Here is a 22,359-nt window from a genome sequence, read left to right as displayed (position 1 = left end):
CGCATGATCCAAAATCCAACGAAAACGGAGCGAAACGGATGAAACTGCACACCTCGACCGAAGAATTGAAGCGCTTGATCGAACGCGTAACGGAGTACACCCTGGATATGGACCTGACTTGGGACTGGCCGTGCGGCGTCGCTTATTACGGCGTCAGCCGGGCGTACGAAGCGACGGGCAGCACGCTCTACCTGGAGCGTATGGAAGCTTGGGTGGACGAATACATCGAAGCGGGCCTGCCGCCGGTCTGGACGGTCAATGCCTGCGCGATGGGCCATATGCTGCTGACGCTGTACGTCGAGACGAAAGAGCCGAAGTACCTCGATCTGATCCTGAGCAAAATCGAATATCTGGAGCGTGACGCGCTGCGTTTCGGAGATCGGGTGCTTCAGCATACGGTATCGGCCAAAAACGACTTCCCCGAGCAGGCCTGGGCCGACACGCTGTTCATGGCCGCCTACTTCCTGCTGCGTGCGGGGGTCATGCTGGATCGCAAAGACCTGATCGACGATGCGCTGCACCAGTATTTCTGGCATATCAACTATTTGCAGGACGAAGATTCGGGACTGTGGTACCACGGCTATAACAACGTCAAGCAGGATCACATGTCCGGTCTGCACTGGGCCCGCGCCAATGCCTGGGGAGCGTACACGATGGCCCGCGCGGCGCAGGGACTGCCCGAAGCTTATCTGTATCCGCCGATGATGCATATCTGGAGCTCGCTGCGCGATCAGCTGGCCGCGATCAAGAAGCTGCAAAAAGACGACGGCCTCTGGGGCACGATCCTCGATCATCCGGACGCCTACGGCGAAGTGTCCGCAACCGCCGGTATTGCGGCCGCGATGATCGTGCAGGGCAACCCGCTGCATGGCAAATACGTACGCAAAGCGCTGGACGGCGTGATTGCCAACATCTCGGACACCGGCCGCGTCATGAACGTCTCCGGCGGTACCGCGGTCATGAACGATATCGAAGGCTACCTCGGCATCGACCGCAAATGGGCGCAGGGCTGGGGGCAGGGCTTGGCACTCGCTCTGCTGACGGCGGCACTGGAAGATCGGCAGGTCGAAGAGCGCCGGGCAGCGGCGGACGCGCGGGTACAATCGCAGAACAATCCGGCGAATCCGGAATCTTCCGCTTCAACCGTCGTGGAACCCTAGCTTGCCGGGTCACCAAAAAAAGGCTTCGTTCCCGAGTAGGGAGCGAAGCCTTTCAACGCAAAAAGGACTTTCCATTCGCGAAAGGTCCGGAATCGATCTATGCGGTTGCTTGGCTTAACGTTAATGCGGCCGATCAATGCGTCACCTGCGACTCGAAATCGTCTTTGTACGACTTGTCGGCATGGAAAAAGGCGATATCGCCATCCTGCAGACTGAAGGAATGTCCCCACGAATCCTGCACGCTGCGCTTGTATCCTTCCAGGCTCCACTGATTCATCAGCGGTGCATGGATGTACTGCAGGCGCGGCGCGCCGGTATTGCCCAAGCGGATACTCTCGATGTTGAAGTTCAAGATAATGTAACCGTCTTTGAGGAATACCGGGTCGCGTTTGGTGAGTCCGCCGTGGGTCCGCGCGTATTCGGGAAGGTCGGTTCCTTTTACGACGACATACGGGTCACCCGGCAGGGAATACTGACCGTACCATTTCTGGATCGCGGCATTGGCGCGGGCGTTGTCTACGCCGGCCGGGATTTGGGTTTTGGGCCCGATCAGTGTGCGGATCTGTTCGGGAAGCAGCATCAGATCGAATCCGCCGACCGGAGTCTTTTCTTTGGTAAAGCGGCGGATGTAATCCGCGACGAACAGGTCTTTACTCACACCGTTCATTTCGGCGAATCCGTAATAATGATCGTACTTGTACCGCGCCGTATCGGTGAGTTCTTCTTCCGGTACGTTGCGAAGACGATCGTTCAAGATGACGTAGCGTTCTTCGGTGTCTTCGGGCGAACCCACCTTGATGAACGTTCGGTGGTCGTCGTTGTAATACAGGTCGACCGGGGTTTTCGTTTTGCCGTCTCGACTCACGAAAGTGAAGCTTGGCGTGACGCGCAGACCGTCCGTCTTTCCGAACATATTGCCTTTGGTCTTCAGGTCGAACTTCACATGGTAGCCGGTCTTGATACTCACGTTCTTGGTGCCTTCCAGCGGGTTCTTGCCCGGCAGGATCGGCAGCGTGAACGGATGGGCATTCCCGCGAGGGTCGCCGTCAATTCCGTTCAAGCCTGTCCAATAACTGTGCCCGGTCGGAGTCGCGCTGCCGGATTGGGTACGGAACACTCTCTCCCAGTTGTAGTCGGCAATATCGGTGACGTGGAAATCGTACAGGCGGCCGATCACTTCAACGTCGACGGTATCCGAGGCGACGTGGTTGGCCAGATCGAAGTTGGCATCCTGCTGCGTCGGGCTGACGCCCGGCGCATTCTCGGCAATGTTGCGATAATGGACGGTATAATCGCCTTCATCGACCCACACCGGCAGGAAGAATTCGGTGGTCAATTGTCCGACCGGGATCGGGATCCAGGTGTTTTTCGGATAGAACTGCGAGCGATCCCCCGAGTAAACGTCAAACGGGAAATACACTTCTTTGCTCCGATAATACTTGGCGTAATCCCGGTTGCCGTAACCCGGATAGCTTTGATGCTGTCCGCTTGTCGGCATCGTGATCGTAAACGGCCGATCCAAGATGAAGGCCTGCCGGTTGTAATTCGGCGTCGTCTTCTGGTTGTGCGCCGCGTCGTCGGAGGCGCTGGAATAGTTCACGACCGGCGTGTGGACCGTGACCGGGTTGATGCCGCCGATGGGGTAGGTGTCGCCGGACGGGACGTTGTGATTGGCGCTGAGCGGATTGTATGTGATGGTACCCATCGAAGGTGCGCTTTGCCGGTTGGTTTTAGTCATGGGAATCATATGATTCGGACTGTAGAGCACGTCGCGCGTGATCGGCGTGGAATTTGGCACCGGCTTCGGGTCCTGCCCTTTTCGTTGAACAGTCGATCCGTCCATTAAGGTTTGACCGTTAAAGACGACGGTATCGTTACTGACTTGTACTTGTTTGATCTTTTGTTCGGTTTCTCCGGCCAGAAGGTCCAGGTCATTTGGAACCAGTGGCCTTTTGTCTTCGCCGGGTATGGGTTGCGTGGGCGCAGTCCAGTTTCCCGGTCCGGGGTCTACGGTGTGCTTTCCGCTTTTGGTTACGGATAACGTCGGCGGAACGTAGCCAGCGGGCCTTAGTGTGATCGATTCGCCTTGGAACGCGTAGTTTTGCAGTACGGCCCGATCGATTTCGTAGACACCGATATTGTCGATAATCCAGTAGGAGAAGTACCGTTCAATATGGACTTCGTATTGCTTATTTTCCGTTTCGGATTTGGGATCGTCTATTTCGGGTCCCGGCGTCCCGTCTGGTTTTGCGGGTCCCGCTTTCTTTTCCGTCCATGTCAGATCATACGATTTGGAAACCGTTAAATCATACACACAGGTACCGAGCTGTTCTTTAAATTTAAATTTGTGCAGGTAGCTGTTGGCGATTACGTTGCCGTATAAGCTTTCCGATGTCGGTATGCCTTGCAGGACGTCAAAGATTTCGCGGTCCCGGCTATCGGCTTTAATCACGGCCGATGCATTAGGGGTTAACTGCTCCCCTTCGATCGTGCGGCCGTCACGGATGGTACAGCCAGCGAACGGCGGATTGGGGTCGGGTATGTCTTCGTCGGGTTCCCCATCTTTGGTGTAGACCCAATACCGGTCAGGATACTGGTACGTGACCGATGCGGCGGTGAAGTTATACGCGGCATAGTAAAACGCCATAATCTGCGCGTTTTTCGGGTTACCGCTGTATGGGCGCATGGTACCATCCGCATTCTTTTCGACGTAATATCGTTTTGCCCCGGCATCGGAGTGATCTTGAAGAAACACGATGGTTGCATAAGTCAAATCTCTGGTCGGCCCTACCGTGGTTTGCCCATCGTCGAGTCCGACTAATAAGGATTGAAGATAAATGTCGCTTTTGCTGGCATATCCCGAAATTCCAAGACTTTCATTTTTGACTTCTTTTTTATCATCGATTATGATCTTGGCTTGTTGTCCCGGTGTTTGGGGGTTTCTATCTTGCACAACATTTGTCCGGTTATCGATCATGGTTAAGGGGAATGTCAAATCGGTAAACTGATTAGTCCCTACAAAGGGCCTATTGATTGGATATTTGACGGCCAGTCTAACCCGTCTGCCGGGCGTTGCGGTGTACTCGGCACTATGACGTGGACTGTCGGTTATGATAGTTCCTTCGTTTGCAGGTGCGGTGTGCGACGGACCTTCATTTGACCATGTATCGCTTTGACCGGCTTTCCATCCTTCTAAAATCGTTCGGTTCCATGCGAACCACGAACCGGCTGAGCCATTTTCTTTGGATGCGACTTCAATGGCTTCACCTGTGAACGTTTCGGTTCCCGAATAGGTTTGCGCATTAACGTCGATGGTTTTAACTGCTTCGCTTCCTTTATAGAATACGATTTTTTGAATCTTTTTTCCGGCACCCGCGTCTTCGCTAATTGTAGCGGTTGTGGCCGTTGGTGTTTTGCCGAAGGCTACAGCGGTTCGGTTGGTGTGCAGCCGTGGGGCGTCGGTACCTGCATAGGTAATTACTTTTTTAACGGGTGCCGCACCGATTTCCCCTTGGAGTGGAAAAAAAACACCCAGCACGCTGCTCGCAAGGAGCAGGGTGCTGAGTCCGACAAGCGTGAATCGTTTCTTTCGTTGTCGGTTTTCTTCCATTACTGAATGCCTCGCAATCTAAGCAGGTCAACCTCCATAAATCTCGCGTTCGAACTTGTTGGGGTTTGCAGAACGATTTTGATATCATTCATCCCTTGAACGGTTCCGCTTTTTGGGATGATGATTGCAGGCATATCGCTGACTTGATTGCGATAGATCGGTGCAGATGTGTTCAATTTTCCGGCAGCGTATGCCGCGTCATCATTGCTTCCGAATCCTGCAACTTGAAAGGCTGCGAAGGGTCTGCTAAGATATTTGGTTTTATCCTTATTGAATACTTCTTTACCTTTAAAATACATCACGTACGTGTTGGTATTGCCTTTTACGTAGTTTGTCATTTGCTCGTTGTTATTGGACCATTTCAGCGTGTTCATGTCGCCAAGCAGCGAACGATTCGGATCATTCGGGTCCGCCATATCGATCGCAACAAGCGCCTCAAGCTTCGCTTGATACAGCCCGTCTTTCGACGTGATCGTCATGTTTTTCTCGTTCCACATTTCTTCGACCGAGGACTTGCCTTTGTTTTTCCAGTCGGATTCCGGCGTCACGAACATTTCAGGCATCACCGTGAAGATGTTCGTCCCGTGCCAAATGATTTCGGCAGCGGCCGTCGCATACTGATCGGTGTCGAGTTCGCCGCCAGCTTTTGCCGTCAGGATACGCTCGATGATGACGACCGACTGCGCACGGGTCGTGAGACCTTCGGGTGCGATCTGGCCTTTACCGACGCCTTGGATCAGGCCGGTCTTGGTGGCGAGGTACATCCATTTGTCGCCCTCGGTTGTCTTCTCGCCGATCGCGCGGGCCGCGACGCGGGCCATTTCTTCGCGGGTCATGACTTTCGTCCAAGCGGCTTCGTTGTTGGCGAAATCATCGCCCGCATATAACCCCGCCGCGCTTGCCGCGTTCACATACTCGCTGTACCACTTGCCGCCTGCCGGCGCCGTATCGAGTTTCATGGCCACAACGACCATTTTGACGAACTCGGCGCGCGTGACGGACGCATCCGGTTTGAACGTGCCGTTGGTGTAGCCGTCGACGTAGCCTTTGGCTACGGCTTTGTTGATCGCGCCGACTGCCCAATGCGACGCTTTCACATCGGAGAAACCGGAGCCTGCGGCGTGGGCGCTTGGCGGCCCATTCCAGACTCCCGCTGCGGCTATGCTCACGGCAAGCGTGAGACCCAGCCATTTTACCAATCCTTTTTTCACCTTTCCACACTCCTCTTTCCGGTTTATTTTCCAAAATCATGTTAAACCATCCGTTCTCTTCTATTGTCGCTCGCCTGCTTGAATAGGGAAAGACCCATTTTCGGTTGTCAAAGAACGTTTGATATGTTGCGGCGATCTTCCGAGAAAACACAAAAAAGCGGACGCCGCTCTTCTGCAAAGAAGAGATACGTCCGCGTGCTTCGCGAATGTCGATCGAATAATCACATCTAACTTAATCCTTTTTAAGCGGGAAAGCAAGCTCAAATCTTGCAAAACCGAACGGCAGCGCTCACTCTTCCGCTCCGGGCGGCAGAAAAGGCGTGTACATCATCAGCGCGCGGTTGCGCGTAATCTCGCGGTCGTCCACGACTTTCCCACCGGGCGCCATCATGCGGCGGCGGATCACATTCTCCCGCACATAGCCGCCCCAGTACTCCTGCGTCATCCGGTGATCTTCCTCGTAGATTTCGTACGTATGGATCGCCGGAGAGACGCAGCGCCATTCGCCGAGCAGCCGCTCCTCGCCGACGGAGACGCGAAGCTGATAATCGTGCTCGGTCGGATTGAAAATTTGCAGATCGAGATAATTGTAGGAGCAGGTCGCTCCGCTGCCGAACGGCTGGGTCCGATTGGAGTCTGGAAACACATCGTAGCTGTGCCGGTGCCGTTCTCTCACCTCAAGCGGCGTATGTAGCGTCATCCAGTAGATGAGATTGGACATCTGGCACAGCCCGCCTCCGGTACCGGACTTGAATCCCCCGTAATGCAGCACCATCCCGTCCGCATAGCCTTTACGCCGGCTCGGTCGTCCGATCGTTTTCCAGTATGAAAAAGTCTCGCCCGGCCGGATCACGATTCCGTCGAGCCGTTTGGCCGCGATCCGCAGATTGGTCACTTTGTTCACCTGAAGCTGCATGTCCACATCGCGCAGACGGCGCATCAGGATTGTCCCGTGCCCGAATATTCGGTGCGCAAGCGGCTCGGTCTGCCGGTGCGACGCGTACTTTTGGCCGCCGAGCAGCCAGGCCGCGTAACGGCGGCCGATGTAGTACGTGCGGCCTGCCGCCAGGCGCAGACGGGAACGCGGAACAGGTTTGAGGGAAACGGGAATGTTGCGGGTCGGGATCGGCATGGGAATCCTCCTCGTCGGATCGGCCGCCAAACAGTCGCATCATCGGACAGCCGCCGGATTATTACCTGCATAAACGCGCAAAACGACTTTTAGTTGGCCGACTCCCCTTCGCAGATCCACCGGATCGTCTCCGCGACCGAGTCGTGTGCGCCAAGCGTAATATCCGGCTGTGCGCCGTCTTCCGGCAGCGTATGTCCGCGGCGGTCGATCCAGATCGCTTGCCATCCGGCGCCTTTGGCTCCGACGATATCGTTGGCATACGAATCGCCGATGTAATATGTCCGCCTGCGGTCGAGACCCAGCTTCTCCTCCACATGGCGGAAGATCCGCGGATCCGGCTTCATGAAGCCAAGTTCGCCGGAGACGAAGACCTCTTGGGGCTTGAGCCAATCGTAAATGCCGAGCTGCTTGACCTTTTTCCGCTGATGCTCCGCCGGGCCGTTGGTAATGACCCCGAACTTCAGTCCCTTGGCGAGGCAGTAGTCCAGAGCTTCCCGCATGTCCGGCGTCGGCTCGAGTTCACCCTGCGCCGCGGCATAATCCTGCTGGAATCGAAGCGCTTCTTCCCTTGAAATACGGATCTCCAGCACGCGAAAAGCTTCCGTGATCCGGTAAGCGTGCATGTCTTCGAGCGTCATCTCCCCGCGCACGGTCTGTTCAAACACTTCATCGCTGAAATGCCGGTTATACCGATACAGGTCATCCAGCGACAGGTGCGCATAACGGGCAAAGTTCCGGTCGAATGCCTTTTTGAAAGGAATAATCTGGTCGTAAATCGTATCGTCGATATCGAAAATAAAATGGGACATGAAGGTTCCTCCACCCGCGACGTATTCGTTTTTGAGTCCTGCATTTTGGCTGTGTTTTATTCCAGAATCAATCCCAGCAGTCCGACAAACACCGAAGCCTGGGAAGAAGCGATAGTACACCCCGCCAGATCTTCCGGGTTCACGATCAGGGAATCGAATGTACAGCTGCTCAGATCGGTTCCGCTCAGCTTGACCTCGGACAGGTTGGCCTGATCCATCTTGCACCTTGCCCATTCGAACTGCTGCACCGCCGCCGCGTAATAGTCGCTGCCGATCAGGGAGCAGTCTTCGAAGCGGACGGACTTGAATTTGACCAGACGGAAATTGGCGTAATCCGCAATACAGTCCGTCAAAACGACATGCTGCATCCGCCCGCCGCCGAAGTCGCTTCCGACCAGCCTGCAGCCGCGAAATTCCGCCCGGTTGAGAAAAATATCCGCAAAATTCACGTTCGAAAAATCGCACCGGTCGAACAGAACGTCCGTGAATTCCGTTTCCCGCAGCGCGGATTCCGAGACCGTCACCTGCCGGAACACCACGCGGTCGAACGAAGCGCGATCGGCATCGAGGCCTGTCCACTGCGCCTGTTCGATCAATCGATCCGCGATTTCGACCCGGGACTCCACGTAGACGTCCGTTTCTTGCTCCAGCCGTTCCTCCCGAAGACGGGGCGCCGTTATTTTGTTCGTCATGGGCCTCTCTCCTTCCGTACGCTTTCGATTTCGTTCGATTGCCCGATTGTATCATAATTGGACGAAAAGAACCGCGCGTCAGGACGTCTGCAGGTCCGCTGCCGCGCGGTTCTTTTTCAATTTCTATTCGAAGGCAACCCCTATTCCGGACTAAATCAGCTTATGCCGATACCATTTCCGTCCGGCGAAACGCCAGATGAACACAGCGCCCCGAATCGCCCATTCCGCATTCATCGCAAGCCATACGCCGAGGATTCCCATTCCCAGCACGATACCGAGAATGTAGCCGAGCACGACGCGGAACAGCCACATCGAGAGCATGGAGACAAGCGAAGTGAATTTGGCATCTCCCGCCGCGCGCAGCGCCGAAGGGATCATGAAGCTGATCGACCACAGCGGAATCTGCGCGATCGTATTGATCAGCACGATAAGGAAGATGTCGTCCACGATCTCCGCCGGCGGATTGAATATGCTGATGAGGGGATGGAACAATGGCAGAATAATCAAGCCCATCAGCACGTAGAAAAAGGAGCCCAGCACGACGAACGATTTCGTCAGCTTTTTGGCGTCCTTCACATCCCGGCGGCCCATGCACTGACCGACGACCGTGATCAGCGTCAGCGACAGCGCATTGGCCGGAATCTGCATGGCGCCGGCCAGCGCGCCGCTGATCGCGTTGGTTGCGATCGCGTACGTGCCCATACTGACAATAAAGATCTGGGTCAGGATCTTGCCGCCGTTGAAGAACATCTGCTCCGCCGCGAACGGCATGCCGATCCCGAACACTTTTTTGAACATATCGAGCCCGACATGGAAAAAGTCCCGAATCTGCAGCCGCAGTTCCGCATCGACCTTGATCAGGTAATACACCGCGCAGGCTGCCGCCAGATAGCGCGAAATGTTGACCGACAGTGACATGCCCAGCACGCCCATATCCAGCACGTTGATAAACAGCAGGTTGAGCCCGACATACGGCAGGTTCATGACCAGCGACAGAGCGAGCGACGCCCGGGAACGGCCGATGCCGCGCAGGGCGCCGCAGACCGCTTCGACGAAAGCCAGTCCCACATACGACAATCCGCTGCCGATCATGTACGTGCGGGCCAGCTCCATCACCGCCGGTTCCGCCGAGCCGAACAGCACGTTCAGCAGCGGATTGTGGAACGCGATCATGAAGATCCCGATCAGCAGGGCCAGCAGCGAGACGGCCGAAGCCGATCCGGCGGTCGCCTTGGATACCATGATCGGATTATTGCTGCCTTTGTACTGCGCGACGACCACCGTACCGCCCGTGGCGACCGCCACAAAGATGCTCAGCAGGAAGATATTCAGCGAATCGACCATATTGACCGCACTGACTGCGTCCACGCCCGCCGAACTGATCATCGCCGTGTTCACCATATTCAGCCCGACGATAAAAATCTGGTCAACGAGCAAAGGGACGAACAATCCGATGATCTGCCTGTAGTCGATCGATCTCCCCGAGAGATATTTGTCCAGGAGCCTGGTGCTCCACCCTGTTCGTATGCCGCTGTCTGTCATCTCCAACCCTTCTTTTTCACGAATTTTCACTACTCAAATTCCGGATTTGCGACTTTGAAATTCTTGATCCAAAACAAAAAAACGCCCTGCTCGGCCGCGGGGGCCGGAGGGCGTGGCTGACTATCGTAATCGTTCGGCGCGGCTTGGCGCAAAGCGCGCCGCATGCGGAAATCGGCTTGGTTCAAGCCGTTTGGGGCCCTGTGTCAGTTCCGCCACGTCTGCCAATATAACATGATTCCCCGGAAAGGACAAGGCAGGGCGGACGGGCGCTGCGCAAAAGGAAAAACCGTGTCCGATCGGCTGTTCTGCCCGCTTCCGAAACGTCAAACGGCTGCAAAACGAGCCGCTGCGCTTCTCTGCCGATTCTACAGATTCGACTTCACTTTCTCCAGCAGCGCATCCAGAAGATCTCTTTCTTTGGAAGTCAGCCCGGCGGTAATCCGCTGCTCCAATTCCGCGAAAAGCCTGTTGATCTCCGGGATCAGTGGTTCCGCCTTCTCCGTCACGTAGACTTTCTTCTGACGCTCGTTGCCTTCCGGAATCACCCGTCGGACAAAGCCTTTCTTCTCCAGGCCCTGGAGCATGCTGCTGATGCTTGCACCGGTTCGGCCGAACTGTTTCGCCAGATCGTTCTGGATAATGCCGTCTTCCTGAAACGTATGGATATAACCGAGCGCCTGCGCCTGCTGGACATTTAATTCCCATTCGGCCAGCCGGCTGTCCGCGGAGGCCTTGAGATGCGCTTCGATCTCGCGAAAACGGTCCGCATAAAGCGCGGTATCCGCGGATTTCCTGTCGGCTCCCCGCTCCGCTCCGTCAGAACCTTCCGCAGCCGCCGTTTTGGCGGCATTCTCCAGTCTCTCCGCCTTTTTTGCTTTTTTGGCGTTTTTGGTCTTCTTGTTTTTCTTCTCGTTCTCGTCTTTGTCCGCCATTATGGATTGCTCCTTCGCGTTTCGTTCGCTTTTCGAACATTAAGATCATGGACAGTTAGACCCCAACTTTAAATCCAGTATAACCGTCGGGACCCTAACTGTCGCCTTTCTGTTCGGCATGACCGACACGCAGGCAGCCCGTTTCCGGCTGGGGAGAACGGGGCCGGTTCAACAGCAGCAGGCTTATGATGACGCCCGGTCGATCCGGCCGAGCTTCTCTTCGGCCAGAATCAGGTACAGATTGCGTATAAGCGGCCGGTCGTCTTCGCCAGGCTCAAGCTGCAGGCACAGCACGGCCTTCACCCGGCCTCCGCTGCGGAATACGAGCTGCAGCTCGCCGTTGACCCGCTCGGGCGCCGCCTCCCACTCGCGGAGCTGCGCATAGATCTTCCGCGACGTCAGCAGCGCCAGAACGCCCTTGCGGCCGACCATCGGCCGCACGACCGTGCGCACTTCGCGCCCGCCGCCGTCGGCGGTAAACACCGGCTGCTCGGCGAGCAGCTCCAGCATGCCGCCGACGTCGTAGGCGGCAAACGCGGCGGTGAACCGCCGCAGCAGGCCGGCGCGTGCCCCGCCGGCCTGCCCGTCCGCGCGCACGTTCGCTTCGCCGCCCCCTGGCGGCGAAGCTCCGCTCGCGGCCGGCTCCGCCTGCAGCGAACGCTTGAAGCGGCTGTAAATCTGCCGGCAGCCGGCTTCGCTGCGGCCCGTCATCTCCGCGATAGCCGCGTAATCGTACTGGAACGCTTCGCGCAGCACGAACACCGCCCGCTCGCCCGGCGTCAGCCGCTCGAGCAGCACCAGATAGGCGTAGCTGAGCAGTTCCCGCTGCTCCGCCATTTCTTCGGGCCCAAAAACGGAATCGCCGACCGGCTCCGGCAGCCACTCGCCGACATACGTCTCGCGGCGGCTTCGGGCGGAGTTCAGCATATTCAAGCAGGTGTTGGTCACCATGCGGGCGATATAGGCTTTCATCCGGACAATCTCCTGCGGTTTTCTCCGGTGCAGTTCGGCGAAACAGTCCTGCACCGCATCTTCGGCGCTTTCGGCAGAACCCAGCATCCGGTAAGCGATCGCAAAAGCATATTTTCGGTATTTGACGTACAGTTCTTCCAGATCCGCACCGGCCCACTCCGCTTCCTGCCCCTGCAGCCCATTTTTTGCCGTATTCAAGTTCCTGTTCCTCCCCTGTCTTCCCGTCTACTCCAGTAGACCGTTCACCGCGCCGTTTTGTGACGGCGGGGACGGCAGACGAAAAAAGACCCGAACCTCTGATTAAAATCAGAAATCCGGGCCTTGGTTTCAAATAAAGGATGCGGTCGAGAGGACTCGAACCTCCACGGGTGTTAACCCACACGGACCTGAACCGTGCGCGTCTGCCAATTCCGCCACGACCGCATATCTTGATGAACACGATTACCTCGCGAGCACAAGAAATAATATAGCATCATTTCTTGAAGATGGCAAGCATTTTTTTGAACTTTTTTGAAATCGAATGCTAGAGGGTTTTCAGAATATCGTCGATTTCTTTTTGCAGAACCAGATACCGGTGCGTGCTGCGCATGATCGGAACTTTAGTCAGCTTGTTTTTATCCACATAGACTTTCATTTGATCTTTCGTCAAACCGAGCAAACAGCCCGCTTCCGTAACGGTCAGTACCTCTTCGTTGCTCGTCGCGTTAAAAGTCTTTTTTACTTTTAAATTCCAATCCTGAAATGTACTCATGGATCGACCTCCTATTTATAAAAAATGTGAATGTTTTGTCGTGAATCCTTTTATTATATCATACTTTAACGTTTTACTGGGACAAATTCCGGCGAAAGCCGCGGAATGCATGGCCCAAGCCCGCCTATGCAGACAAAGAAAAGGCAGGAAGAACGGGCAGATCGCCCTGGAAGCTTACCCCGATCTAACCAACAAACAAGATCCCCTTTACGTTGCCGTATTCCGGGATCTGCGGATTCAATCGGGTAACGCGCCAAACTCCCGTCCTTTCGTGCAGGCGGTATTCGAATAGGCCCGGTGCGGGTACTGTACAGGGAATGTCCCTTATTATCCAAGACCCAATAAGGCAGGGATGCAGGCGCGGCGCAAGCCGTTTCGCAGTCTGCTTCCCTGCCGCAAGGAGCGAATATCATGTTTGGCTTGACGGATCTGGTATCCCTGATCATCTCGGCGTTCATCATTCTGCCCGTCGTCGTTTTTCTGCGCGAATCCGGTTATCTGCTCGGCAGCTTCGTCTTCGGCGTGCGCAATCCGCGGATCACCCTGGGCTCGGGTCCCCGGCTGTTCAAACTGGGAATTCTGGATGTCCGCCGTTATTACCATCTGTACAGCTGGTTTTCGTACGACGAGATCAAGCATGAGAACCGGGCGGCTTACGTCTGTCTGTACGCCGGACCTATTCTGGTCAACCTCGCTCTCGCGTTCACGCTGAATACCCTGCTCGCGAACGATGTGATCCGGTGGCAGCGGACGTTTTGGGACCGCCTTGTTTTTTATGCTTTTTATTACGCGCTGTTCGATATTATTCCTATGAAAACAACCAACGGCAAACCCAATAACGGCATGATCATCTACGAAATGCTGCGCTACGGACGCCGGACGGATTACAATCCTGAACCGTTCCTGCCCTCGACAAGCGAGGTAGAAGAACGGTATATGCAGGAGATAGAAGAAATCCGGAAGCACGAAGAGACCCATCCGATCCGGCGGCAAAAAAGGGAACGCAAAGCGAGAGCGCTGCGGACTTTGAAGCGCGGCAGCGGCAGACTGGGAGTGAATCGGGTTCGGCGGATTCGCAGACGAAAACGCTGAAAGCGCGGCTTCGGCCGGGCGAAGCGGCCGGTGCGATCCGCAGCTGAGGGTCCCGGAATGCCAAGGCCGCCGGACGTCCGGTGTCGGGGTCCGGCGAAGCGGCCGTACAGTCGATCGGATAATCCGCTTATCCGATCCGCTCCAGCACGACCACGCTTACGGAATGGGCCGGCAGCTTCAGCACCGCCGTGCGGCCCGATGCGCCGTCTTCGAGCGTAAAGCCGCTCTCGGCCGGCACCACCTGCTCCGCATTTTTCTTGTTCACGTTCGGCACATGCAGCAGCGAAGCGTCGCCGGAGAGCGTGATACGCTTTGCCTCTGCCGAGACGTTGAGATCTTCCAGGTTCAAGCGCGTGTTTTTGTCCACGGCATCGGCATTGACCAGCTTGATATAGACATGTTTGCCGTCTGCCGTAACCGAATGGAAAACTTCGCGGTTGTACGCTTCCAGCTTGTAATCGAGCACTTTGCTGATCCAGCCGTTGGCCCGGTCCGCGTAAGAGCAGACCAGGTTACGGCCGCCTGCACCGCCGAAATCGACAGTAATCGTATACTCGCGTCCGTCTTCCAGCGGCTCATGGTTGGCTGCGCGAAGATTGCCCGCTGCCGTACTCGAGGAGTAGTCGCCAAGCGTATAGCCTTCCACGCCCTGCTTGTACACCTTCACGCCGGTCGCCGATCCGCCGTAGCCGATCGCGTATTCCAGTACGTCTTTTTTGTCCGGGGAAATATCGGTCAGACCGACGCCGATATAGAAGCCGTCTTCACCGGCCGCTTTGGACGCTTCGACTTCGACCTTGTAATCGCTCCAACTGTCGCCGTATACATAGAGACCGTTCAGACCGCCGCTTTGCGGCTTGAGCACCAGGCCCCGCCCTTCTTCCAGCGTATAACCGGCCGAACCCGGAATACGCTGCCACAGCGGATCCAGCCCTCCGCCGCCGGCGGCCGCAAGTGCGGCAAAGTCCGTCTCCAGCAGGACTTCTCCGCCCCGGTTCGATGTGACCTTAACGCTTCTTACCGTCACTTCCGCTTGGCCGGCCGCGATCTCGATTCCGCCGCGTGGAATCAGCTCGACCGGTTTGCCGCCGCGGTACGTCGAGAACGACGTCGGCAGCACTTGGTCGCCCAGATACTTGGCATACATCTGCTGCACATAATAGTTCGGCGTGAACCAGACCGTCTCGTCGTCGAACCAGATGCAGTCCGGCGTCCAGCGGTACGTGCCGTCGGTCAGCACTTTGTTGAACAGCGGCGCGTAAGCGGCCAGACGCACGACATCGGCATTATTTTCGAACCCGGTCATCACCGCAGCTTCCGCTACCGCGCCCGCCAGCGTATTCTTGTCCGTAGACGCGTATTCGCCGACGAACACTTTGGACGTTTCGCGCCAATTCATACTGCCGTCTTCGTTGTACGCCCGGAAATAATAGTTGTAGCGATCCGCATTGTTCAGCAGATATTCGTTCGACCGGTAATAATGCTCGTCCGCAATCGTATCCATATAGTTGGGCTGCTTGGCGTACCAGCTTACGTTTTCCGTGATTACCTTGTCCCGATCCGCAAATTCCACTTCGGCCGAACCTTCCAGTCCGCCGCTCAGGAACTTCCAGCCCTGCTGATACGCATCGTCGTCCGCCTGCGCGCCCACCGTGGAGATGATATGCAGCTCGTGACCGGGGTAATGCCGCTCCATATACTCGTCGATCCGGGTCTTGAACACTTCGAAGTTGGCGAAGAATTCCGTGCCCCAGTTCTCGTTGCCGACTCCCAGATAACGCAGATCGAACGGCGCTTCGTGCCCCATCTTGCGGCGCATCGCTGCCCATTCGTTATGCTCGAAATCGGTGCCGATCGCAAAGTCGATCAGATCCGTAAAGTTCCGGATATAATAATCGCGCAGTTCGCCGCCCGCCGGGTGGGCGTAATCGGAACGGGCCTGGCACAGAACCCCGCACGCCATAACCGGCAGCGGCGTCGCGTTCAGGTCTTCGGCCAATTGGAAATACTCCATGTAGCCAAGGCCCATCGTCATCATGTAGCCCCAGACGTTGAAGTTTTCTTTGCGCAGCTCGATCGTATCGACGGAGTCTTTCCAATCGTAGACGTTATCCCAGATAAACGAACCTTCCGAAATGCAGCCGCCCGGGAAACGCAGGAAGGTCGGATGCATGCCGGCCAGCGCTTCGACCAGATCGCGGCGCAGCCGGTAGTTCGGATTGCCGAGGTAGTTGCCTCGCGCCGAAGGCGAGCCGTTCTCTTCCTCCGCCCCCCATACGCCGCGAGGGACAAGCGACACCAATTCGATCGACACCTCCCCTTCAAAAGTCAGCGCGAGCTGCCCGAGAACATCTTGGGAGCCGGTGAGCACAAGAGAAGACAGCACGCTGCCGTCCGCCGGATACGGAACGCCGTATTTTTGCCAGGTGCCTCCTCCTTCGACCTTGAACGTCACCACTTCGCTCGCCGCTTCACCGCCCGGATCCTGCAGCTGGAGCGTGATATGGCTGTCCTGCTCGGCTTTGGCCCAGACGGTAAAATCGTACTTCGCACCCTGACGGATCTTCATCGCATACCCGCCGTTCGTATCGTTGAAGCCGCGGTTATAGATCGTCGCACCGTCCGCTACGGTCACATAATAACTGTTCACATCAGGGTCGGGAGAGCCGAGGAATTGTCCGAGCGTGTCCGCCGTTTGCGGCGTCATCTTGTCGAGATCGCCGTACCACCACAGCAGCGGCTGACGGTTGCGCCCGGTCGAACAGCCGCATTCCCCGGAAGCGTGCGAGTACGTGTCGAATTCGAACGCCTCGAACGAACGGTTCTGCACCATTTCCGCGTAAATTCCGCCGTCCGCCGCATTGTTGATGTCTTCGTAAAAGAGCCCGTACATCACTTCGCTGACATCGACGACACCTTCGACCCGGCCTCCGCCGTGCACGGTGACGGTGTAAGGAGGCAGCTCGGGCGGCAGTATGGATACGTCGAAGCTGCGCCGCACCGTGCTGCCGCCCACCTCAAGCGCGGCGGTCAGCGTCGCGGCCTGCGGTTCCCCGCTGCCCCGCGGCCAGACTTTGCCTTCATTCGATACGACTTGGGGAAGACTCGAAGTCCAGCTTACCTCGACTTTGCCGCCCATCAGCGAGACCGGAAGATTCACATCGCTTGTCAAAATGCTTGTCGGGAACGACAGGTACTTGTCTGCCGCCAGGCGAACAATCTCTTCGTCCGTCAGCGATTCGCACATGACCTCGATCACTTCGTCGGCCGTCAAGCCTGCCGCATAGACGCGGAAATCGGAGATCGAGCCCGCAAAATCGTCGTCGGCCGCAAACTGCGAGCGCCCGATATAGCTGCGGGTATAGTTGTCTTCGCCGGCGAATGTCTCGAACCAGCGGCGCAGCTGCGCGTAGTTGCCGCTTGACGTCTGGCTGATCGAGCCGTCCGCGGCCGCTTCGCCGTTCACGTACACGATCGGTCCGGCACTGCTCATCGTCCCGCTTTGCGTGCCGATGACGCTCATGGCGACGTGCATCCATTCGCCGCGCACGAAGCCCCGTCCCGGATCGGCGACCAGATCGCCGCCGGCCGACAGCGTGGCGCGCATGGCGCGGGTCAGGAACAGCGACGGCGCACCTTCGCTTTTGCCGAAGTCGCAGATGCGTTCCCATACGCTTGTTCCCGCGTCAAAACGCACCCAGGCCGTCACCGTAATCCCGGTGTGATCGCTTACATCTTGCAGCAGATCGGACGGCAGTTCCAAGTACGAAGTGCCGTTTCGTCCGCCGACAAACGTAACCGCCGAGCGGCCGGCAACTTCCGAAATAACAGGCTTCACGCTTCCGGCAGGCTTCGCATCGCGCTTGAGTCCGGAGTGATCGCGTCCCACTGCCGAAGCCTCGTCGAATTTGTATAAGGCGATGAGTCGATCATGGAAAGAGGTCATGAACATTCTCCTATCGTTAATGGATTTCTTAATTAAGTTAATATAATAGTTAATCAATTGTGTGCATATAATCCTTTGATTAATCATAACGTGTTGTACGTACAAGTTCAAGAGGAAAAAGTAAATCGGCTGACTTCAAGACTCCAAGACTCCAAGATTCCAAGATTCCAAGATTCCAAGATTCCAAGATTCCACAAATGATGCGGCTAACGAATCCTCATAACGCTATTTCGTCAAAACAGCCGCCGTGTGAGTTTTAACGAATCGTGGTAACGCTATTTGCCGCAATTCCTCCGATTAGGCACAATTTTGCTCCTATAACGTTATGACGATTCGTTAGATTTTCATATTGCCCTTTTTTCGGGGAATAGCGCTGTGAGGATTCGTTAGACGGCAAAAAAAGGGCGTGTGATCGGTTTCGGTTTCCGATATCGCCCTTTTGGCACTGAATGAGTTGATTTTAGGGTTGTTAGTTTCAGTTTTGCTTCGTGTGCACCGCTTAACCGCTCACTTCCAATCCGGCAGCCTATAGGTTCGGTACCGTTTCTCCCCGCTCGCCACAACCAGACGCCCGTTTTGGACGGCCGCATGCAGAAGACGTCTGGCATGCTGACTGCTGATCCGAAGATGTTCCGCCAGATGAACCGCTGTAAAAGGATCCAACGTAACGCGAGCAAAGCGCAGCATTTCCGCTTCCAGCCAGGATAAAGACGGTTCGGAAGCCGCAGCGGCGAATTTCCCGGCAAAAGCAAGCACGAGCTGCCTGCAGCGCTCAGGTTCTTCCACAATCGACGGATAGGCGATAGGCAGCAGCGTCCAATCGTCCAAAGCGAGCAGGCTGTGCCTCCAACACAGATCCTTAAAGCGCCGAACATCCAAATCCCGGGCATGCGGACCGTAACCCTGGATTTCGATCGCACCTTTTGCGCCGCCCGGGCGGTAAGCGAGATCGATATACCGGTAACCGCCGTTCAGATCGCGCACTTCGAATTCGGCATAGAGATCCTCAAAATTTTTGAATACCGGCAGCCAGATCAAACGCAGAAACTCGGCACTCCCATGTCCCAATCCCGCTTCAAGCCGCTCCCTTCTTCTCGGATTCTGTTCCGCCGCAATCTGTCTGTCGATCCAGTTCCTATATTCGGTTCCGAATACGGTCATTTCGGTGTTTTCCTCCTTTGCTGCAGATCCGTGTACACGCCAAAAAGCCGCTTCAACCCCGAGGGATTCAAGCGGCGCGTGCTTCGCATCCGTGATAAGACCAAGTTTAGAAAAAAGTCCGCCGGGATACAAGTCCCAATCTCAGGCTGCCAAACGATTTCTGACCGAGACCGGCGCCGTCGGCCGGGTCTGGGCCAGCCGCGGCAAAGCGGCGGCGCGCAGGGACTTTCCGGTCCGGCCGGGATCGGCTCCGCCATCGAGACCGGCCGGACTCTACGGTTCGCGGCGAGACGCGGAAGCCTTCGCGTATGCCACCACGCCGAAGGCTTATTTGCCGCATGCGCATACAGCCCGCAGCACGTCAAAAAGAGCATCCTCCCCCAGAGGACGAATGCTCTTTTGGCTGCTGCCTTTTATCGATTAGATCGCTCTAAACTCCACCGTACCCAGCTGCAGGCCCGGTTTCGTGAATTCGACTTCCAGCTTGTACGTGCCTTTTTCCAGCTCGATCGACACGAGGCGCTGCTTGAGCCAGCGGCCCTGGGTGCCGTTCATCTGAACGGTCGTCATGATCTTGCCGTTCAGCAGCAGGTTGCAGGCACTCTGCGAAAGTTCCGGCTCCGGCGACATGACATTGACGGCTACGCGGTATACGCCCGGCTGTTCAACCTTGATATAGACCGGCGAATCAACGGACGGCTGGATCTCTCCCTGGCCGGACAACGCCTGCGCGCTGTCCAGTTGGATTACGCCTGCCGCTTCGAATTTCTCGAACGATTCTTCCGTTTTGCGTTCTCTTGCAAACACCGGCGCGTCCATGATGAACTGGCAGATGTTTTTGGCGCTGCGCTGAAGTTCGCCGCGGGTAAGCGTGCCGTTCTCCAGCGATTCGATCGTGTTGTCGCCCCAGATGTTGGTCTCGGCGCCATAGTTCATCACGACCATGTACAGATCGTTTTGCGCGCGAACCATGAAGTTGGTATTTTTGCGATCCGCTTCGCCGCCGTTGACCGAATCGTTCATGATCGCCCACCAGTCGGTCATGACGATCCCTTCAAAGCCCCACTCGCCGCGCAGGATCGTCGTGTTGAGGTCGTAATTCGACGCCGCCCAATGGCCGTTGATCGGATTGTACGAAGTCATGATCGATTTCGCTCCGCCTTCGCGGACCGCGATTTCGAAGCCTTTGAGGTAAATCTCGCGCAGGGCGCGTTCGGATACGACCGCGTTCACTTTGCTGCGGTACTGTTCCTGGTTATTGCAGGCAAAGTGCTTGAGCGTTGCGTTCGAACCGCCTTTGGCAATCCCGCGTACGCAGGCCGCCGCGAATTCGCCCGAGACGATCGGATCTTCGGAGAAGTACTCGAAGTTGCGTCCGTTCAGCGGGCTGCGGCGGATGTTGAGACCCGGTCCGAGCAGCGTATCCACTTCGTTGAGCACCAACTCCTGTCCTTCGAGCACGTACAGCTCTTCGACCAGGTCCTTGTCCCAGGTCGCCGCGAGCAGCGTGCCGATCGATACCTGGGTCGCCTGTTGGCCGCTGTCCATGCGGATGCCCGAAGGGCCGTCCGCCGTGCAGGCGACCGGAATGCCGTAGCCGAGCAGCGCGTCGCTGACTCCGCCGAATACGGAAGCCGTACCCGGCGTCGCGAGCGGGCTGCTCATGCCTTCGCCGCGTACGAGTGTCGCCAGTTCGTCGTTGCTGAGCTGCGCCACGAAGTCGTCCAGGGAAGCCTGGCCGGCTTTGACGTGCTGCAGTTTGATGCCTTTGTCTCCGGTCTCCGCCAGCGATTTCGGCATCCGGTTCTGGATCCGCTGCGCCAGGTCGACGCTGCGCGTCGGTACGCTCTCGCTGCCTAGTTCATACGCACCGTCTTCCCGGCGTGCGCCCGGCTTGATGCGGTTGAAGGCTTCCACCGGCGCCATTGCTTCTTCGAGCTGGGCCAGGACGCGCAGTTCATTGACGATATAGCCGCCGGAACCGTCCACCTGTACAATGGTCGTCTGCTTGACGCTCGATCCGACATGCAGCAGGTACGTGCCTTCTTCGAGTACGTAAGCATGCGCATGTCCGGTTACGCCCGCATCGTCGTAGGAAGCCAGTTTCTCGACCGGGAATCCGATCGTGATACGCTGCGACTCGCCCGGTTGGAGCGATTTCGTTTTGCCGAAAGCCACGAGCTTTTTGTACGGCTGGCCGAGTCTGCCCTGAGGCGCTTCCACGTAGACCTGCACCACTTCCTTGCCTTCGAACGTATCGCCCGTGTTCGTCACGGTTACGCCGACTTCGATCCATTCCGCGCCGTCTTTTTGCAGCGTCTTGGCTTCTTCCGGTGCCTGGCTAAAAGTGGTGTACGACAGGCCGAAACCGAATTCGTACTGCACTTTTTCCGGTCGAAACGTTTCGAAATACCGGTATCCGACGTAGACATCTTCCTCGTACACGCTCTTGAACTCGCTGCCGTAATTGCTTGTGGACGGATAATCGTCGATCGAGTAAGCGATAGTATCGGTCAATTTGCCGCTTGGCGTCACCTCGCCGGACAGCACGTCCGCAATCGCATTGCCGCCTTCCATGCCGCCGTGCCACGCGTAGATAACCGCCGCGATCGGATGCTTATGGGAGGATTCTTTGACCCAGCTCATATCCACGATATTCGATACGTTCAGCACCACGATCGTCTGCTCGAAATGGTTGGTAACCTTCGCCAGCATATCCAACTCTTCCGGCGTCAGGCGGTAGCTGCCCGGCGCATCGGCGTTATCCTGGTCTTCGCCGGCCGTCCGGCCGATAACCACGATCGCTTTGGACGACTGCGTGCGCGCGTTCGCGACCAGCTCGTCCGTCAGCGGCATTTCTTTTTGATGCCAAGGTTCCGCCGCCCAGCCGCCTCCGCCGTTGTCGAACGGATTTTCTTCGATCCATTTCGTGTATACGGCTGTCAACTCTTCGTTTACCGCAACCGAAGGTTTGCTGCGCAGTCCGTCCAGCAGGTTCGTCGTATGCGACACATGCACGCTGCCGCCCGATCCCGTACCGCTGCGGTAGTAGTTAAGCTGCACCCGTCCAAAAATTGCCACGTTCTCGCTTTCGCGAATCGGCAGCGCCTGTCCTTCGTTTTGAATCAACACGGCACCCTGCGCGGCTACCGTTCTGCTGAATTCCGCAAAGCCTTTCAGAGGTCCTGCACCCATTACTTTATTCAAAAGCTTTCCCTCCCGATTCTGTGTGAATACTGCCCGTGCACGTATGATCACGCTTTCCGAAAACCATTTCGTAAATGCCGGAAATACGCCGCGCATCTTCCTCCACTATAAAGAATTCCAGGCAAAGAAGCAAAGATTTGCG

14 protein-coding genes and 1 tRNA gene are annotated in these 22,359 nt (G+C 56.6%); 2 read left to right on the top strand and 13 right to left on the bottom strand.

All coding sequences use genetic code 11. The annotated features are described in order from the left end of the window. Positions 1 to 38: 38 nt before the first annotated feature. Positions 39 to 1,160, top strand: coding sequence for a glycoside hydrolase family 88/105 protein (locus HOP44_RS10775; protein ID WP_246369737.1), 1,122 nt, complete (start codon positions 39 to 41; stop codon positions 1,158 to 1,160). A 133-nt stretch (positions 1,161 to 1,293) separates the two neighbouring features. Here HOP44_RS10775 and HOP44_RS10770 read toward each other — a convergent pair whose 3' ends face one another. From HOP44_RS10770 to HOP44_RS10725, 10 genes are all read right to left on the bottom strand, one after another. Next, positions 1,294 to 4,770, bottom strand: a complete 3,477-nt coding sequence (locus HOP44_RS10770) for a DUF5704 domain-containing protein (RefSeq protein WP_172253179.1) — start codon at positions 4,768 to 4,770, stop codon at positions 1,294 to 1,296. Continuing rightward, the gene (locus HOP44_RS10765; RefSeq protein ID WP_172253178.1) at positions 4,770 to 5,981 is read right to left on the bottom strand and encodes an S-layer homology domain-containing protein; all 1,212 of its coding nucleotides are present in this window, start codon (positions 5,979 to 5,981) and stop codon (positions 4,770 to 4,772) included. The genes HOP44_RS10770 and HOP44_RS10765 overlap by 1 nt, the downstream gene beginning before the upstream one ends. 289 nt (positions 5,982 to 6,270) lie before the next feature. After that, entirely contained in the window at positions 6,271 to 7,113 is an 843-nt protein-coding gene (locus HOP44_RS10760) for a VanW family protein (protein ID WP_172253177.1), read from the bottom strand. A gap of 89 nt (positions 7,114 to 7,202) precedes the next feature. Further along, a complete protein-coding gene (locus HOP44_RS10755; RefSeq protein ID WP_172253176.1) occupies positions 7,203 to 7,922 on the bottom strand; it encodes an HAD family hydrolase in 720 nt (239 codons plus the stop codon). 56 nt (positions 7,923 to 7,978) lie between these two features. Then, entirely contained in the window at positions 7,979 to 8,614 is a 636-nt protein-coding gene (locus HOP44_RS10750) for a pentapeptide repeat-containing protein (protein ID WP_172253175.1), read from the bottom strand. Between the two features lie 150 nt (positions 8,615 to 8,764). Continuing rightward, the gene (locus HOP44_RS10745) at positions 8,765 to 10,156 is read right to left on the bottom strand and encodes an MATE family efflux transporter (RefSeq protein WP_172253572.1); all 1,392 of its coding nucleotides are present in this window, start codon (positions 10,154 to 10,156) and stop codon (positions 8,765 to 8,767) included. Positions 10,157 to 10,521: 365 nt separating this feature from the next. Then, positions 10,522 to 11,088 carry a MarR family winged helix-turn-helix transcriptional regulator gene (locus HOP44_RS10740; protein WP_172253174.1) on the bottom strand — a complete coding sequence of 189 codons (567 nt, stop codon included), beginning with the start codon at positions 11,086 to 11,088 and terminating at the stop codon, positions 10,522 to 10,524. A gap of 183 nt (positions 11,089 to 11,271) precedes the next feature. Beyond that, a complete protein-coding gene (locus tag HOP44_RS10735) occupies positions 11,272 to 12,258 on the bottom strand; it encodes a sigma-70 family RNA polymerase sigma factor (RefSeq protein WP_246369736.1) in 987 nt (328 codons plus the stop codon). Between the two features lie 141 nt (positions 12,259 to 12,399). Next, positions 12,400 to 12,483 (bottom strand) — tRNA-Leu (locus HOP44_RS10730). A 100-nt stretch (positions 12,484 to 12,583) separates the two neighbouring features. Next, positions 12,584 to 12,811, bottom strand: a complete 228-nt coding sequence (locus HOP44_RS10725; protein ID WP_172196157.1) for a DNA-binding protein — start codon at positions 12,809 to 12,811, stop codon at positions 12,584 to 12,586. Positions 12,812 to 13,222: 411 nt separating this feature from the next. Here HOP44_RS10725 and HOP44_RS10720 point away from each other — a divergent pair, with 411 nt between their 5' ends. Further along, on the top strand, positions 13,223 to 13,903 hold the full coding sequence (locus HOP44_RS10720; protein WP_246369734.1) for a hypothetical protein: 681 nt from the start codon (positions 13,223 to 13,225) through the stop codon (positions 13,901 to 13,903). 127 nt (positions 13,904 to 14,030) lie between these two features. Here HOP44_RS10720 and HOP44_RS10715 read toward each other — a convergent pair whose 3' ends face one another. The 3 genes from HOP44_RS10715 to HOP44_RS10705 form a co-directional block, all read right to left on the bottom strand. Further along, complete coding sequence (locus HOP44_RS10715) at positions 14,031 to 17,849, bottom strand: alpha-L-arabinofuranosidase C-terminal domain-containing protein (RefSeq protein WP_172253173.1); 3,819 nt, start codon at positions 17,847 to 17,849, stop codon at positions 14,031 to 14,033. Positions 17,850 to 18,356: 507 nt separating this feature from the next. After that, complete coding sequence (locus HOP44_RS10710; RefSeq protein ID WP_172253172.1) at positions 18,357 to 19,010, bottom strand: transcriptional regulator; 654 nt, start codon at positions 19,008 to 19,010, stop codon at positions 18,357 to 18,359. A 420-nt stretch (positions 19,011 to 19,430) separates the two neighbouring features. Then, a complete protein-coding gene (locus HOP44_RS10705; protein WP_172253568.1) occupies positions 19,431 to 22,205 on the bottom strand; it encodes a glycoside hydrolase family 3 C-terminal domain-containing protein in 2,775 nt (924 codons plus the stop codon). Positions 22,206 to 22,359: the final 154 nt, after the last annotated feature.

It is taken from the genome of Saccharibacillus deserti, assembly GCF_013618475.1.
Lineage (GTDB): Bacteria > Bacillota > Bacilli > Paenibacillales > Paenibacillaceae > Saccharibacillus > Saccharibacillus deserti.
Note: the sequence above shows the minus strand (reverse complement) of the source record. Positions and strands in the feature narration are given on the sequence as shown.

What these genes read in the sequence shown, in the direction of transcription:
- HOP44_RS10775 (WP_246369737.1), top strand. Translation starts at nt 39, where the DNA reads ATGAAACTGCACACCTCGACCGAAGAATTGAAGCGCTTGATCGAACGC.
- HOP44_RS10770 (WP_172253179.1), bottom strand. Translation starts at nt 4,770, where the DNA reads ATGGAAGAAAACCGACAACGAAAGAAACGATTCACGCTTGTCGGACTC.
- HOP44_RS10760 (WP_172253177.1), bottom strand. Translation starts at nt 7,113, where the DNA reads ATGCCGATCCCGACCCGCAACATTCCCGTTTCCCTCAAACCTGTTCCG.
- HOP44_RS10755 (WP_172253176.1), bottom strand. Translation starts at nt 7,922, where the DNA reads ATGTCCCATTTTATTTTCGATATCGACGATACGATTTACGACCAGATT.
- HOP44_RS10750 (WP_172253175.1), bottom strand. Translation starts at nt 8,614, where the DNA reads ATGACGAACAAAATAACGGCGCCCCGTCTTCGGGAGGAACGGCTGGAG.
- HOP44_RS10745 (WP_172253572.1), bottom strand. Translation starts at nt 10,156, where the DNA reads ATGACAGACAGCGGCATACGAACAGGGTGGAGCACCAGGCTCCTGGAC.
- HOP44_RS10740 (WP_172253174.1), bottom strand. Translation starts at nt 11,088, where the DNA reads ATGGCGGACAAAGACGAGAACGAGAAGAAAAACAAGAAGACCAAAAAC.
- HOP44_RS10725 (WP_172196157.1), bottom strand. Translation starts at nt 12,811, where the DNA reads ATGAGTACATTTCAGGATTGGAATTTAAAAGTAAAAAAGACTTTTAAC.
- HOP44_RS10720 (WP_246369734.1), top strand. Translation starts at nt 13,223, where the DNA reads ATGTTTGGCTTGACGGATCTGGTATCCCTGATCATCTCGGCGTTCATC.
- HOP44_RS10715 (WP_172253173.1), bottom strand. Translation starts at nt 17,849, where the DNA reads ATGACCTCTTTCCATGATCGACTCATCGCCTTATACAAATTCGACGAG.
- HOP44_RS10710 (WP_172253172.1), bottom strand. Translation starts at nt 19,010, where the DNA reads ATGACCGTATTCGGAACCGAATATAGGAACTGGATCGACAGACAGATT.
- HOP44_RS10705 (WP_172253568.1), bottom strand. Translation starts at nt 22,205, where the DNA reads ATGGGTGCAGGACCTCTGAAAGGCTTTGCGGAATTCAGCAGAACGGTA.